Consider the following 15,432-nt stretch of genomic DNA (forward strand, 5'->3'; position numbering starts at 1 on the left):
CGGCAGCTCTTTCGAGTTACGCGTATTTCTTCTGGACTTCCTGAGCGACCGCGGTCGGGACCGGCTCGTAGTGATCGAACTGCATCGTGTAGGCCGCGCGGCCCTGGCTCATCGAGCGCAGGTTGTCGACGTACTTGAACATGTTGGCGAGCGGCACCATCGCGTTGATGACGACGGCGACGCCGCGCGCTTCCTGGCCCTGGATCTGGCCACGACGGCCGTTCAGATCGCCAATGACGCTGCCGACGTAGTCTTCCGGCGTCACTACCTCGACCTTCATGATCGGCTCGAGCAGCTGCACGCCGAGCTTGGGCGCTGCTTCACGGAAGCATGCGCGGGATGCGATTTCGAAGGCGAGCACCGAGGAGTCGACGTCATGGTAGGCGCCGTCGATGAGCGTCGCCCTGACGCCGATCATCGGGAAGCCGGCGAACGGACCAGCGCCCATGACGCTCTGGATGCCCTTTTCGACGCCCGGGATGTATTCCTTCGGCACCGCGCCGCCGACGATCTTGGACTCGAACACGAAATCCTCGCTCTCGGAATTCGGCTCGAACACAACCTTGACGCGCGCGAACTGGCCGGTACCGCCGGTCTGCTTCTTGTGGGTGTAGTCCTGCTCGTGCTTGCGGGTGATCGTCTCGCGATAAGCCACCTGCGGCGCGCCGACATTGGCTTCGACCTTGAACTCGCGACGCATGCGGTCGACGATGATGTCGAGGTGCAACTCGCCCATGCCGGAGATGATGGTCTGGCCGCTTTCCTCGTCGGTCTTGACGCGGAAGGACGGATCCTCGGCCGCCAGGCGGTGAAGGGCGAGGCCCATCTTTTCCTGGTCGTTCTTGGTCTTCGGCTCGATGGCGATCTGGATGACCGGATCGGGGAATTCCATGCGCTCGAGGATGACCGGGTGCAGCGGATCGCACAGCGTGTCGCCGGTGGTCGTGTCCTTCAGGCCAGCCAGAGCGACGATGTCGCCGGCGAAAGCTTCTTCGACGTCGGCGCGCGAATTCGCATGCATCTGCAGCATGCGGCCGATGCGCTCCTTCTTGCCCTTCACGGTGTTGTCGACAGAGACGCCCTTGGAGAGCTTGCCCGAATAGATGCGGGCAAAGGTCAGCGAACCGACGAAGGGGTCGTTCATGATCTTGAAGGCAAGCATCGACAGCGGCTCGTTGTCGTCCGCATGACGCTCGATCTCGGCGTCGGTCTTGGCATCGACACCCTTGATGGCGGGAACGTCGGCCGGCGACGGCAGGTATTCGACAACGGCGTCGAGCAGCGGCTGCACGCCCTTGTTCTTGAAGGCCGAGCCGCAGAACATCGGGTAGAACTTGACCGCGATCGTGCCCTTTCGGATCAGCGAACGGATTTCGTCATTCGACGGCATCTTGCCTTCGAGGTAGTTCTCGAGCGCCGTCTCGTCCATCTCGACGGCGGCTTCGATCATCTTCTCGCGATATTCCTCGGCACGCGCCTTGAGGTCGGCCGGGATCTCGACGATGTCCCAGGCAGCGCCGAGCGTCTCGTCGCGCCAGACGAGCGCGTTCATCTCGACGAGGTCGACGACACCCTTGAATTCGGTCTCGGCGCCGATCGGCAGCTGCATGACGACAGCCTGCGCACCGAGGCGCGACCCGATCATCTCGACCGAGCGGTAGAAGTCGGCGCCGATCTTGTCCATCTTGTTGCAGAAGATCATGCGCGGCACGCGGTACTTGTCGGCCTGGCGCCAGACGGTTTCCGTCTGAGGCTCGACACCGGCATTGGCGTCGAGCAGCGCGATGGCGCCGTCGAGCACGCGCAGCGAACGCTCAACTTCGATGGTGAAGTCGACGTGTCCGGGGGTGTCGATGATGTTGAAGCGGTGCATCTTGCCATCACGACCCTTCCAGAAGGTCGTGGTCGCGGCGGACGTGATGGTGATGCCGCGTTCCTGCTCCTGCTCCATCCAGTCCATGGTGGCAGCGCCGTCGTGCACTTCGCCGATCTTGTGCGACTTGCCCGTGTAATAGAGGACGCGCTCGGTGGTCGTCGTCTTGCCGGCGTCAATATGCGCCATGATACCGAAATTGCGGTAGTCTTCGATTTTGTATTCGCGGGCCATCGTAGCTGCCTCTCAGTCCTGTTCGCGCTTTACCAGCGGTAGTGTGCGAAAGCGCGGTTGGCTTCAGCCATCTTGTGGGTGTCTTCACGCTTCTTCACGGCGGTGCCGCGGTTGTTGGCCGCGTCCATCAGCTCGCCGGAGAGGCGGTCGACCATGGTGGTCTCGTTGCGGTTGCGGGCCGCGGCGATCAGCCAGCGGATCGCCAGCGCCTGGCGGCGCTCGGGACGAACGTCGACCGGAACCTGGTAGGTGGCGCCGCCGACGCGACGCGAACGCACTTCCACATGCGGCGCGACATTGTCGAGCGCCTGGTGGAAGACGGTGACCGGCTCCTGCTTGGTCTTCGACTGGACCTGGTCCAACGCGCCGTAGACGATGGTCTCGGCAACCGACTTCTTGCCGTCATACATGACGGCGTTCATGAACTTGGTGACGATCAGATCGCCGAACTTGGGATCCGGGTTGATCTCACGCTTTTCTGCACTGTGACGACGCGACATGGCTTTTGTCTCTCAATCTCGTAGCCTTGCGCCGGAAAGCGCCAAGGCCGGAAAATCTTACTTCGGACGCTTGGCACCGTATTTCGAACGGCGCTGCTTGCGGTTCTTCACGCCCTGCGTGTCGAGCACGCCGCGGATGATGTGGTAGCGCACGCCCGGAAGATCCTTGACGCGGCCGCCGCGGATCATGACCACGGAGTGTTCCTGAAGGTTGTGACCTTCGCCGGGGATGTAACCGATCACTTCAAAACCATTGGTCAGGCGGATCTTGGCCACCTTGCGCAGCGCCGAGTTCGGCTTCTTCGGCGTCGTCGTATAGACGCGCGTGCAGACGCCCCGCTTCTGCGGGTTCTGCTGCATGGCCGGGACCTTGTTGCGCTTCACCGGCGCAATGCGCGGCTTGCGGATCAGCTGGTTGACGGTAGGCATTAAACCCTCTTGTCTCTCAATTCCGTGTCTCGTGCCGGTCAAGGCTCGCTCAAAGCGTCATTTCCATACGCAAATTCGGGCCACAAACCGCGCCTCGCGGTCTTGCCCGAACAAATCGCAGAGGAAGCGGAAACCGCTTCGTGCACGCCGGAAATGTCTTTTCGCTCGTAAAACGAACCCTGTTTGAGGCAAACTCCAAAGCGTGTCGCTTCGGAAGGGAGAGCCTCACATCGGTTCTGACTGGGCGGCTTCTACTCGTAAGCCCGCGAACCGTCAACCCCGCAGCGGCAAATATTGCATCGAAGCCGGGGCTTGGCAGCCATGCGAAAACCGCATGTAATTTTCTTTCGCCGTTTTGCAAGGCCGAGGAAGAAAGTGACCGGCCTTTGGTTGTTGCGGGGCCTTGCTTCGTGCGAAAATGGCCACATGAACACAGACAATCCCTCGCCGCGGAGGAATCGGCCCGTGAACGACAATGAAGAACGCCCGGTCACCATCATCACCGGCCGGGTGTGGAAGAAGAAAGGCGGCACGCCGGAAGGCGTGCATGTCATGCTGGTGGCGCCCGATGACGATTCGGCCGTCCGCCGCGCGCTCGAATCGCTCGCGGCGGAAGGCTACGCCGAAGCCGAACTCGACCAGATCGGCGACATGGAGGGCGAGCCCGACGATGAGCCGCATCTTTCGGCCTTCCAGGGCGCACTCGAAGGCGAAGTGTCGATCGTGACCTTCGACGTGCCGATCTGATCGCAGGCGTGATGCCCCTCGCCTGCCCTGCGCCGCAGTGCCGATTCGTTCGGATGGCTGGCATGGTCGACGCTTGCCCGTCATGGCCGATCTGCTAAGAGACGCGCAGTCGTCCAAACCCGGCGGAGCCTCATGTCCTCATCCATCTCGCCCATAAAAATCGGCATTGTCGGCGTCGGCAAGATCGTCCGCGACCAACACCTTCCGGCACTGGCCAAGGATCGGGACTACCAGTTGATCGCGGCGGCCAGCCGGCACGGCAAGGTCGACGGCATCGCGAATTTCCCAGATATAGAGACAATGCTTGGCGCGGTTCCCGAACTCGACGCGGTGTCGTTGTGCATGCCGCCGCAGTTCCGCTACGATTCCGCGCGCAAGGCGCTCGAGGCCGGAAAGCACGTCTTCCTGGAAAAACCGCCGGGTGCCACGGTCAGCGAGGTCGAGGACCTGAAGGCGTTCGCGGCGAAACAAGGCGTTTCGCTGTTCGCCAGCTGGCATTCGCGCTACGCGCCGGCGGTGGAAGCGGCGCGGACATTCCTGGCTTCGACCAAAATCAAATCGGCGGCGATCGTCTGGAAGGAAGATGTGCGCCGCTGGCACCCGAACCAGGACTGGATCTGGCAGCCTGGCGGTTTCGGCGTCTTCGATCCCGGCATCAACGCGCTGTCGATCGCAACCTACATCCTGCCGGCCATGTACATCACCTCGGCCGTGCTCGATTTTCCGGAGAACCGTGATGCACCGATCGCGGCCCAGGTCGTCTTCCGCGCGGCGAACGGATCCGATGTGACGATGGATCTCGACTGGTTGCAGACCGGACCGCAGAGCTGGGACATCCTGGCCGACACGGATGCTGGACAGATGGTGCTCTCGGGTGGCGGCTCGAAGCTCGCCGTCGATGGCAATATCGGACACGAGGAGCCGGAAGCGGAATATCCGATGCTCTATCGGCGATTTGCCGAGATCGTCCACGCCCGAACGTCGGATGTGGACCTGGCGCCACTCCAGCACGTGGCCGACGCGTTCATGCTGGGCAAGCGCAATGTGGTGGAAGCGTTTTTCGACTGAAGGTCACCGGGTGCCCCTGGCCTCAGTCGACGATCGCGATGGCAAAGCCGTCATAACCCTTGGCGCCGACGGTCTGGATGGCGGTGCCGTCCAGGCGTTTGTCGCCGCCGATGAAGGAAAACGCCGCGCGTGCGCCTTCGACATTGGCATCGCGGCCATCCTCATCCAGCACGGCGCCGTCACGGATGACGTTGTCGCAGACGATGACCGTTCCGGAGCGCGACAGCCGCAAGGCCCAGGACAGATAGTTCGGGTTGTTCGGCTTGTCGGCATCGATGAAGACGAGATCGAACGGGCCGGCATTCTCGCCACCGAGTGCGGCGAGCGATTGGAGCGCTGAACCGACGCGCAATTCCACGCGGTCCGCGACATCGGCCCGCTCGAAATTCGAACGCGCGACGCTGGCATGATGCGGATCGAGTTCGAGCGTCACGACCTTGCCCTCGGCGGGCAGACCCCGCGCCATCCAGATGGTCGAATAGCCGCCCAGCGTGCCGATTTCGAGCACCTTTTTCGCGCCGCTGATGCGCACCAGCAGCGAGAGCAGTTTTCCTTGCGCCGCCGAGACGTCGATCGCCGGCAGGCCCTCGTCGCGGTTGGCCGCCAGAACCGCCTCGAGAACGGGATCCGCCTCGAACAGCGAGGAAACGATGTAGTTGTCGACAGCCGTCCAGGTCTCCGTGTTCATCTGCTTTCCTCCGATCTTGAAAACGAAAAAGCCGCCGGGTTGCCCCGACGGCTTCTGTTACCTGAGATTTTTTACCGTCCCGCTTACTGCGCGGCGGTCGTCATGTCCGCCAGCATCGGCTCGGCGACTTCCACACCGGAGGCCTTGCGGCGCTCGTCGATGATGAGTTCGTCGCGCGAGGTGGCGATGCGCCGGATCTGGCTCATCGTGCCGCCGGTACCGGCCGGGATCAGCCGGCCGACGATGACGTTTTCCTTCAAGCCCTGCAGCATGTCGGTCTTGCCGGCAACCGCGGCTTCCGTCAGCACCCTGGTCGTCTCCTGGAAGGAGGCGGCCGAGATGAAGGACGGCGTCTGCAGCGATGCCTTGGTGATGCCGAGCAGCACCGGCTGGCCTTCGGCCGGCTTCTTGCCGTCCTCGACCAGACGCTCGTTGACCTCTTCCAGTTCGATCACGTCGACGTGGTCGCCCGGGATGTAGGTCGAGTCGCCCTGCACCGTGATCTCGACCTTCTGCAGCATCTGGCGAACGATCACCTCGATATGCTTGTCGTTGATCGACACGCCCTGCAGGCGGTAGACTTCCTGGATCTCGTTGACGAGGTAGGAGGCAAGTGCCTCCACGCCCTTGATCGCCAGGATGTCGTGCGGCGCCGGATTGCCGTCGAGGATGTAGTCGCCTTTCTCGATGACGTCGCCGTCCTGGAGATGGAACGGCTTGCCCTTCGGGATCAGGTACTCGACCGGCTCGAGCGTCGAGTCGTGCGGCTCGATGATGATGCGGCGCTTGTTCTTGTAGTCGCGGCCGAAGCGGATCGTGCCATCGATCTCGGCGATGATGGCGTGATCCTTCGGACGACGTGCCTCGAACAGTTCGGCAACACGCGGCAGACCGCCGGTGATGTCCTTGGTCTTGGCGCTTTCCATCGGGATACGCGCCAAGACGTCGCCGGGGCGAACCTGGGCACCCGGCTCGACCGAGAGAATGGCCTCGACCGAGAGCAGGAAGCGGGCATCGCCGCCCTTCGACAGCTTGCCGACCTTGCCCTTGGAGTCCAGGATGGCAATCGCGGGCTTGAGGTCGTTGCCGCGCGGCGTCGAACGCCAGTCGATGACCTCACGCTTGGTGATGCCGGTCGACTCGTCGGCCGTTTCCTGAACGGAAATGCCGTCGACCAGATCCTCATACGACACCTTGCCCTCGATTTCAGTGAGGACAGGACGGGTATAGGGATCCCACTCGGCGATACGCTGACCGCGCTTCACCTTGTCGCCATCGTCCACGAAGATGCGTGAACCATAGGTGACACGGTGCGTCGCGCGCTCCTTGCCGGCTTCGTCGAGGATCAGCACCGCCATGTTGCGGCCCATGACCATCTGCTGGCCGTCCGAGTTGCGCACCACGTTGCGGTTGCGGATCTCGACCTTGCCCTCATAGGAGGCTTCAAGGAACGAGCTATCCACCACCTGCGCGGTACCGCCCATGTGGAAGGTACGCATGGTGAGCTGCGTGCCCGGCTCGCCGATCGACTGCGCCGCGATGACGCCGACGGCTTCGCCCTGGTTGACCGGGGTGCCGCGGGCCAGATCGCGTCCGTAGCAGACCGCGCAGACGCCGATCCTGACTTCGCAGGTCAGGGCCGAGCGGATGCGGACCGACTGCACGCCGGCCTTTTCGATCTGCTCGACGTCACGCTCGTCCATCAGCGTTCCGGCCTTGACCAGAACCTCGCCCGACACCGGATGGGTGATGTCGTCGAGCGATGTACGGCCCAGCACCCGCTGGCCAACCGAGGCGACGACCTGACCGGCATCGACGATCGGCTGCATGGTGAGGCCCTTGTCGGTGCCACAATCCACGGAGTTGACGATGCAGTCCTGCGCCACGTCGACCAGACGACGGGTGAGGTAACCCGAGTTCGCCGTCTTCAAGGCGGTGTCGGCCAGACCCTTGCGGGCGCCGTGGGTCGAGTTGAAGTACTCGAGCACGGTCAGGCCTTCCTTGAAGTTCGAGATGATCGGCGTCTCGATGATTTCACCCGACGGCTTGGCCATCAGGCCGCGCATGCCGGCGAGTTGGCGCATCTGGGTGGGCGAGCCACGCGCACCGGAGTGCGACATCATGTAGATCGAGTTCATCGGCTTCTGACGGCCATTGTCCTCGAACTCGACCGCCTTGATGCGGGCCATCATTTCGTCGGCGACCTTTTCCGAGCACTTGGCCCAGGCGTCGACGACCTTGTTGTACTTCTCGCCCTGTGTGATCAGGCCGTCATTGTACTGCTGCTCGTATTCCTTGGCCAAGGCCTCGGTGTCCGACACCAACTTGATCTTGGTGTCCGGGATCAGCATGTCGTCCTTGCCGAACGAGATGCCGGCACGGCACGCATGAGCAAAGCCGAGCGCCATGATGCGATCGCAGAAAATGACCGTCTCCTTCTGACCGCAATGGCGGTAGACGGTGTCGATCATCTTGGAGATGTTCTTCTTGGTCATCTCCTGGTTGGCGGTCTCGTAAGGCACATTGACGTTCTTCGGCAGAAGCTCGCCGATGATCATGCGGCCAGGCGTGGTGTCATGGATCTTCGACACAACCTTGCCTTCGGCGTCGACCGTGCGGAAGCGGCCCTTGATCTTGGCGTGCAAGGTCACAGCCTTGGTCTCGAGCGCGTGCTGGAGTTCGCCCATGTCGGCAAACACCATGCCCTCGCCCGGCTCGTTCTGGTTGACGATCGAGAGGTAGTAGAGACCCAGAACCATGTCCTGCGACGGCACTATGATCGGCGCGCCGGAGGCCGGGTGCAGGATGTTGTTGGTCGACATCATCAGCACGCGGGCTTCCAACTGCGCTTCCAGCGACAGCGGCACGTGAACGGCCATCTGGTCGCCGTCGAAGTCGGCGTTGAAGGCCGTGCAGACCAGCGGGTGAAGCTGGATCGCCTTGCCTTCGATCAGGATCGGCTCGAACGCCTGGATGCCGAGGCGGTGCAGCGTCGGCGCGCGGTTCAAGAGAACCGGATGCTCGCGGATGACCTCGTCGAGGATATCCCAGACTTCCGGACGCTCCTTCTCGACCAGCTTCTTCGCCTGCTTGACTGTCGAGGAGTAACCCTTGGCGTCGAGGCGGGCGTAGATGAAGGGCTTGAACAGTTCGAGCGCCATCTTCTTCGGCAGGCCGCACTGATGCAGCTTGAGCTCCGGACCGGTGACGATGACCGAGCGGCCGGAATAGTCGACGCGCTTGCCGAGCAGGTTCTGACGGAACCGGCCCTGCTTGCCCTTGAGCATGTCGGACAGCGACTTCAGCGGACGCTTGTTGGCGCCGGTGATGACACGGCCGCGACGGCCGTTGTCGAACAGCGCATCGACGGCTTCCTGCAGCATGCGCTTTTCATTGCGCACGATGATGCCTGGCGCGCGCAGCTCGATCAGCCGCTTCAGGCGGTTGTTGCGGTTGATCACGCGGCGATAGAGATCGTTCAGGTCCGATGTCGCGAAGCGTCCACCATCCAGGGGAACCAGCGGGCGCAGGTCCGGCGGGATCACCGGAACGACCTTCATTATCATCCATTCCGGACGATTGCCGGACTCCATGAAGTTCTCGACGACCTTGAGCCGCTTCAGATACTTCTTCTGCTTCAGCTCGGACGTGGTCGAAGCCAGTTCCGAACGCAGGTCGCCGGCGATCTTCTCCAGGTCCATGCCGGCCAGAAGGTCATGAATGGCCTCGGCGCCGATCATGGCGGTGAAGGAATCCTCGCCATATTCGTCGACGGCGATCATGTACTCTTCCTCGCTGAGCAGCTGGTGCTCCTTCAGCGCGGTGAGGCCGGGCTCGGTGACGATGTAGTTCTCGAAGTAAAGGACGCGCTCGATGTCCTTCAGCGTCATGTCGAGCAGCGTGCCGATGCGCGAGGGCAGCGACTTCAGGAACCAGATATGGGCGACGGGTGCCGCCAGCTCGATATGGCCCATGCGCTCGCGGCGAACGCGCGACAGCGTGACTTCGACGCCGCACTTCTCGCAGATGACGCCCTTGTACTTCATGCGCTTGTACTTGCCGCACAGGCATTCATAGTCCTTGATCGGGCCAAAAATGCGCGCGCAGAACAGACCGTCACGCTCCGGCTTGAAGGTGCGGTAGTTGATGGTCTCCGGCTTCTTGATCTCGCCGAACGACCAGGACAGAATCTTCTCAGGGCTGGCAAGCGAAATCCGGATGGAATCGAACACCTGCGCAGGCGCCTGCGGATTGAAGAGATTCATGACCTCTTGGTTCATGCCGTTCTCCTTTTCGGGGTCCTCGAAAACCCCTTGCATCTAACGCGGGCCGAATGCCCGCTGAGTGGTCGGCCCACCGGCCGTCGAATTTCGTGGACGCGCCGCGGCATTCCGCGACGCGCCATAGCCTTTACTCGGCTGCGTCCGGCAGTCGAACCGGAGCTTCGTCGAGCTTGGTGTTCTCCAGCTCGACATTGAGGCCAAGCGACCGCATTTCCTTGACGAGCACGTTGAAGCTCTCGGGAATGCCTGCCTCGAACGTGTCGTCGCCACGCACGATCGCCTCGTAGACCTTGGTGCGGCCGGCGACGTCGTCCGACTTCACCGTCAGCATCTCCTGCAGCGTGTAGGCGGCGCCGTAGGCTTCCAGCGCCCAGACCTCCATTTCGCCGAAGCGCTGGCCACCAAACTGCGCCTTGCCGCCCAGCGGCTGCTGGGTGACGAGCGAGTACGGGCCGATCGAACGCGCGTGGATCTTGTCGTCCACCAGGTGGTGAAGCTTGAGCATGTAGATATAGCCCATCGTCACCTTGCGATCGAACGGCTCGCCGGTGCGGCCGTCATAGAGCTGCGACTGACCGCTGGTGTGCAGGCCCGCCTGCTCCAGCATGATGTTGATGTCAGCCTCATGCGCGCCGTCGAACACCGGGGTCGCGATGGAGACGCCGCGGCGCATCTGCTCGCTGAGGCGAACGATGCTCTCGTCGTCATATTCGCGGACCGGCTCGTTGCGGTCGTTGGACGGCATGAAGCTTTCCAACGTCTTGCGCAGCGGCTTGATGTCGCCGGCAGCCTTATACGTGTCGATCAGCTCGCCGATCTTCCTGCCCATGCCGGCACAAGCCCAGCCCAGATGCGTTTCCAGGATCTGGCCGACATTCATGCGGCTCGGCACACCCAGCGGGTTGAGCACGATGTCGGCATGCGTGCCGTCCTCGAGGAAAGGCATGTCCTCGACCGGAACGATGCGCGACACGACACCCTTGTTGCCGTGACGGCCGGCCATCTTGTCGCCGGGCTGCATCTTGCGCTTCACCGCCACGAAGACCTTGACCATCTTCATGACGCCCGGAGGCATTTCGTCGCCGCGCTGCACCTTCTCGACCTTGTCCATGAAGCGCTGTTCGAGCGCCTTCTTGGAGTCGTCGTACTGGCCACGCAGGGCTTCCAGTTCGCTCTGGAGCTTCTCGTTCTCCACCGCGAACTGCCACCACTGCGAACGCGGATACTCGTCGAGCGTGTCCTTGGACAGCGTCGAGCCCTTCTTGAAGCCCTTCGGTCCAGCGATCGCTTCCTTGCCGACGAGAACGTCGGAAAGACGCGCATAGACGTTGCGATCCAGGATCGCCTGCTCGTCGTCACGGTCCTTGGCGAGGCGTTCGATCTCCTCGCGCTCGATCGCCATGGCGCGCTCGTCCTTCTCCACACCGTGGCGGTTGAACACGCGCACCTCGACGACCGTGCCGAAGGTACCCGGAGGCATGCGCATCGAAGTGTCGCGCACGTCGGAAGCCTTTTCACCGAAGATGGCGCGCAGAAGCTTCTCTTCCGGCGTCATCGGGCTTTCGCCCTTCGGCGTGATCTTGCCGACCAGGATATCGCCGGGCTGAACTTCCGCACCGATGTAGACGATGCCGGCTTCGTCGAGGTTCTTCAGCGCTTCTTCCGAGACGTTCGGGATGTCGCGCGTGATTTCCTCCGGACCGAGCTTGGTATCGCGGGCCATGACCTCGAACTCCTCGATGTGGATCGAGGTGAAGACGTCGTCGGCAACGATACGCTCGGAGAGCAGGATCGAATCCTCGTAGTTGTAGCCGTTCCACGGCATGAACGCGACCAGCACGTTCCGGCCGAGCGCCAGATCACCGAGCTCGGTCGACGGACCGTCGGCGATGATGTCGCCCTTGTTGACCCGGTCGCCCATGCGCACCAGCGGACGCTGATTGATGCAGGTGTTCTGGTTCGAACGCTGGAACTTCATCAGCCGGTAGATGTCGACGCCGGACTTGCCCGGGTCGAGATCCTCGGTGGCGCGGATAACGATACGCGTAGCGTCCACCTGGTCGACGATGCCGCCGCGGCGGGCGCCGATGGCGGCGCCCGAGTCACGGGCGACGATCGGCTCCATGCCGGTGCCGACGAACGGCGCCTCGGCGCGCACCAGCGGCACGGCCTGACGCTGCATGTTCGAGCCCATCAGAGCGCGGTTGGCGTCGTCGTTCTCGAGGAACGGGATGAGCGCCGCGGCAACAGACACCATCTGCTTGGGCGACACGTCCATCAGGTCGACGTTTTCGCGCGGTGCCATCATCACTTCGCCGGCGCTGCGGCAAATGACGAACTCGTCGACGAAGCCGCCGTTCTTGTCGAGCTCGGCGTTGGCCTGCGCGACATGGTGCTTGGCCTCTTCCATCGCCGAGAGATAGACGACGTCATTGGTCAGCTTGCCGTCGACGATCTTGCGGTACGGGCTTTCGATGAAGCCGTACTTGTTGACGCGCGCGAAGGTCGCCAGCGAGTTGATCAGACCGATATTCGGGCCTTCCGGTGTCTCGATCGGGCAGATGCGGCCGTAATGCGTCGGGTGCACGTCGCGCACTTCGAAGCCGGCACGCTCGCGGGTCAGACCGCCCGGTCCAAGCGCCGAGAGACGACGCTTGTGGGTGATCTCCGACAGCGGATTGGTCTGGTCCATGAACTGCGAGAGCTGCGAGGAACCGAAGAACTCGCGCACGGCGGCGGCCGCCGGCTTGGCGTTGATCAGGTCCTGCGGCATGACCGTGTCGATCTCGATCGAGGACATGCGTTCCTTGATCGCCCGCTCCATGCGAAGCAGGCCGACGCGGTACTGGTTCTCCATCAGTTCGCCGACCGAACGCACGCGGCGGTTGCCGAGATTGTCGATGTCGTCGATCTCGCCCTTGCCGTCACGCAGTTCGACCAGCGTCCTGACCACGGCCAGGATGTCGTCCTTGCGCAGCACGCGCACGGTGTCCTCGGCCTTGAGCTCGAGGCGCATGTTCATCTTGACGCGGCCGACGGCGGACAGGTCGTAGCGCTCGCTGTCGAAGAACAGCGAGTTGAACATGGCTTCGGCGGTCTCGAGCGTCGGCGGCTCGCCCGGGCGCATGACACGGTAGATGTCGAACAGCGCGTCCTGGCGGCTCTCGTTCTTGTCGACGGCGAGCGTGTTGCGGATATAGGCGCCGACATTGACATGGTCGATGTCGAGGACCTGGATCTCCTGCTCGCCAGTGCCGAGCAGCACCTTGAGCGTCTTGTCGTCGATCTCGTCGCCGGCCTCGAGGAAAATCTCGCCGGTGGCGTAGTTGACGATGTCCTCAGCCAGGTAGTTGCCCAGCAGATCCTCGTCGGTCGCCTTGATCGCCTTGAGACCCTTCTCGCCGAGCTGACGCGCCTGGCGGGCGGTGATCTTCTTGCCCGCCTCGACGACGATCTCGCCGGTGTCGGCGTCGACAAGGTCGCCGACGGCTTTGAGGCCGCGGAAACGCTCGACGTTGAACGGAATGCGCCAATGGTCGCCGGCGCGCTTGTAGGTGATCTTGTTGTAGAAGGTCGACAGGATCTCCTCGCCGTCCATGCCGAGCGCCATCAGCAGCGACGTCACGGGGATCTTGCGGCGACGATCGATGCGGGCGTGCACGACGTCCTTGGAATCGAACTCGATGTCGAGCCACGAGCCACGGTAGGGGATGACGCGGGCGGCAAACAGAAGCTTGCCCGACGAGTGCGACTTGCCCTTGTCGTGGTCGAAGAAGACGCCCGGCGAGCGGTGCATCTGCGAGACGATGACGCGCTCGGTGCCGTTGACGATGAAGGTGCCGTTCAAGGTCATGAGCGGCATGTCGCCCATGTAGACGTCCTGCTCCTTGATGTCCTTGATCGACTTGGCACCGGTATCCTCGTCGATATCGAACACGATGAGGCGCAGCGTCACCTTCAGCGGCGCGGCATAGGTCAGGTCGCGCTGGCGGCATTCGTCAACGTCGAATTTCGGTCCTTCGAACTCGTACTTCACGAACTCCAGCATGGAGGAGCCGGAAAAATCGGAGATCGGGAAGACCGACTTGAAAACAGCCTGCAGCCCTTCGTCCGGACGTCCGCCCTTGGGCTCGTCCACCATCAGGAACTGGTCATAGGATGCCTTCTGAACCTCGATGAGGTTCGGCATCTCCGCAACTTCCGGGATCTTTCCGAAGAACTTGCGTACGCGTCTGCGGCCATTGAAAGTCTGGGTCTGGGCCATCGTCGCTCCTTAGCTCTAAACTCGGGACGAACCTCGCCGCGGTTCGTCTTGCATACTTAGCCACCTGGGCGGCGGCTCTCTGTCTGTTCTCCGGCCGCCTTTCCAATTGCTTGGCGGCTACCGGCTAAAACGGGAGAAAACCCGTTTCCTGAAGGCCGGTTTACGGCCCTCAGGAAAGAGGTTTTCGTACATCTCGCGTCACGCAGCCTCCCTGGTCACCCAAGGGAGTGGCGGGCGGCGCGAGGCCGCCCGCCGCTTGATACGCTTACTTCAGGTCGACCTTGGCGCCGGCTGCTTCCAGCTGGGCCTTGAACTTGTCGGCGTCGGCCTTGGAAACGCCTTCCTTGACCGGCTTCGGAGCCGCTTCGACCAGGTCCTTGGCTTCCTTGAGGCCAAGGCCGGTGATGGCGCGGACTTCCTTGATGACGTTGATCTTCTGAGCGCCGGCGTCGGTGAGGACGACGTCGAATTCCGTCTTTTCCTCGACGGGGGCAGCAGCAGCGGCAGCGCCGCCAGCAGCGGCAACCGCGACCGGAGCGGCAGCCGAAACGCCCCACTTTTCTTCCAGAAGCTTCGACAGCTCAGCCGCCTCGAGGACGGTCAGCTTCGAAAGGTCGTCTACGATCTTTGCGAGATCAGCCATTGTTGTATTCCTTCGTTAGGTTCGAACGTGTGTTTTTGATAGCGAGGAACGGCCTCATGCCGCCTCGTCCTTCCGGGCGTAAGCGCCGATGACGCGCGCGACCGAGGCCGCTGGCGCATTGACGATCTGGGCGATCCGGGTTGCCGGCGTGGCGATCATGCCAACCAGCCTGGCGCGCAGCTCATCCAGCGACGGAAGTGTGGCGAGTGCCTTCACACCGTCGGCGTTGAGCGAGGTGGTGCCCATTGCGCCGCCGAGAATGACGAGCTTGTCATTCCCCTTGGCGAAATCGGACGCGACCTTCGGCGCCGCAATCGGATCCTCCGAATAGGCGATCAGCGTCTGTCCCTTGAACAGGTCGATGATCGATGCGGAGTCCGTGCCCTGAAGAGCGATCTTGGCGAGACGGTTCTTCGCGACTTTAACGGTGCCACCGGCGGCGCGCATTTTCGACCGAAGGTCGTTCATTTGCGCGACGGTGATACCGGCATAGTGGGCCACGACGACTGAACCTGCGCCCGAAAACGCATCATTCAGGCCCGTGACGAGTTCGCGTTTTTCCGCTCTGTCCACTGCCTATCTCCAGTTGACCCCAGTCCTGTTGATGGGAACATTCCCATTTTCGAGGACAGGCGTCGGGTTGCCTTTTGCCGGCCGGGCCATCCAGTAACGGATCTCCCGAACGACGCTCGAGGATCCTGCC

10 protein-coding genes are annotated in these 15,432 nt (G+C 62.6%); 2 read left to right on the forward strand and 8 right to left on the reverse strand.

Annotated elements, in window-relative coordinates; translation table 11 throughout:
- Window positions 1–16 precede the first annotated feature (16 nt).
- The 3 genes from fusA to rpsL are packed head-to-tail and all read right to left on the reverse strand — an operon-like array spanning window position 17 to window position 3,036.
- Window positions 17–2,107 (reverse strand): elongation factor G, encoded by a 2,091-nt coding sequence (fusA, locus tag FJW08_RS19455; RefSeq protein ID WP_140811894.1) that lies wholly within the window; start codon window positions 2,105–2,107, stop codon window positions 17–19.
- 29 nt (window positions 2,108–2,136) lie between these two features.
- Complete coding sequence (rpsG, locus tag FJW08_RS19460; protein WP_008875664.1) at window positions 2,137–2,607, reverse strand: 30S ribosomal protein S7; 471 nt, start codon at window positions 2,605–2,607, stop codon at window positions 2,137–2,139.
- 57 nt (window positions 2,608–2,664) lie between these two features.
- Entirely contained in the window at window positions 2,665–3,036 is a 372-nt protein-coding gene (gene rpsL / locus FJW08_RS19465; protein WP_006333356.1) for a 30S ribosomal protein S12, read from the reverse strand.
- 465 nt (window positions 3,037–3,501) lie between these two features.
- Between rpsL and FJW08_RS19470 the strand changes: the two genes are divergently transcribed.
- Both FJW08_RS19470 and FJW08_RS19475 read left to right on the forward strand, forming a co-directional pair.
- Window positions 3,502–3,783, forward strand: coding sequence for a transcriptional regulator (locus tag FJW08_RS19470; RefSeq protein ID WP_140765477.1), 282 nt, complete (start codon window positions 3,502–3,504; stop codon window positions 3,781–3,783).
- 144 nt (window positions 3,784–3,927) lie between these two features.
- On the forward strand, window positions 3,928–4,851 hold the full coding sequence (locus tag FJW08_RS19475) for a Gfo/Idh/MocA family oxidoreductase (RefSeq protein WP_181182978.1): 924 nt from the start codon (window positions 3,928–3,930) through the stop codon (window positions 4,849–4,851).
- A 22-nt stretch (window positions 4,852–4,873) separates the two neighbouring features.
- Here the strand turns inward: FJW08_RS19475 and FJW08_RS19480 are convergent, their stop codons facing one another.
- From FJW08_RS19480 to rplJ, 5 genes are all read right to left on the reverse strand, one after another.
- Window positions 4,874–5,539, reverse strand: a complete 666-nt coding sequence (locus FJW08_RS19480) for an O-methyltransferase (protein WP_140811896.1) — start codon at window positions 5,537–5,539, stop codon at window positions 4,874–4,876.
- A gap of 83 nt (window positions 5,540–5,622) precedes the next feature.
- A complete protein-coding gene (gene rpoC, locus FJW08_RS19485) occupies window positions 5,623–9,819 on the reverse strand; it encodes a DNA-directed RNA polymerase subunit beta' (protein ID WP_140620685.1) in 4,197 nt (1,398 codons plus the stop codon).
- A gap of 130 nt (window positions 9,820–9,949) precedes the next feature.
- Window positions 9,950–14,086, reverse strand: coding sequence for a DNA-directed RNA polymerase subunit beta (gene rpoB, locus FJW08_RS19490; RefSeq protein ID WP_140765471.1), 4,137 nt, complete (start codon window positions 14,084–14,086; stop codon window positions 9,950–9,952).
- A gap of 265 nt (window positions 14,087–14,351) precedes the next feature.
- Entirely contained in the window at window positions 14,352–14,729 is a 378-nt protein-coding gene (rplL, locus tag FJW08_RS19495) for a 50S ribosomal protein L7/L12 (RefSeq protein ID WP_006202136.1), read from the reverse strand.
- Window positions 14,730–14,783: 54 nt separating this feature from the next.
- Window positions 14,784–15,302: a 50S ribosomal protein L10 gene (gene rplJ, locus FJW08_RS19500; RefSeq protein ID WP_027146631.1), complete on the reverse strand. Its 519-nt coding sequence runs from the start codon at window positions 15,300–15,302 to the stop codon at window positions 14,784–14,786.
- Window positions 15,303–15,432: the final 130 nt, after the last annotated feature.

The organism is Mesorhizobium sp. B3-2-1 (assembly GCF_006439515.1).
Lineage (GTDB): Bacteria > Pseudomonadota > Alphaproteobacteria > Rhizobiales > Rhizobiaceae > Mesorhizobium.

Coding starts and splice junctions, on each gene's coding strand:
- fusA (WP_140811894.1), bottom strand. CDS start 2,107: ATGGCCCGCGAATACAAAATCGAAGACTACCGCAATTTCGGTATCATG.
- rpsG (WP_008875664.1), bottom strand. CDS start 2,607: ATGTCGCGTCGTCACAGTGCAGAAAAGCGTGAGATCAACCCGGATCCC.
- rplL (WP_006202136.1), bottom strand. CDS start 14,729: ATGGCTGATCTCGCAAAGATCGTAGACGACCTTTCGAAGCTGACCGTC.
- FJW08_RS19480 (WP_140811896.1), bottom strand. CDS start 5,539: ATGAACACGGAGACCTGGACGGCTGTCGACAACTACATCGTTTCCTCG.
- rpoB (WP_140765471.1), bottom strand. CDS start 14,086: ATGGCCCAGACCCAGACTTTCAATGGCCGCAGACGCGTACGCAAGTTC.
- rpoC (WP_140620685.1), bottom strand. CDS start 9,819: ATGAACCAAGAGGTCATGAATCTCTTCAATCCGCAGGCGCCTGCGCAG.
- rpsL (WP_006333356.1), bottom strand. CDS start 3,036: ATGCCTACCGTCAACCAGCTGATCCGCAAGCCGCGCATTGCGCCGGTG.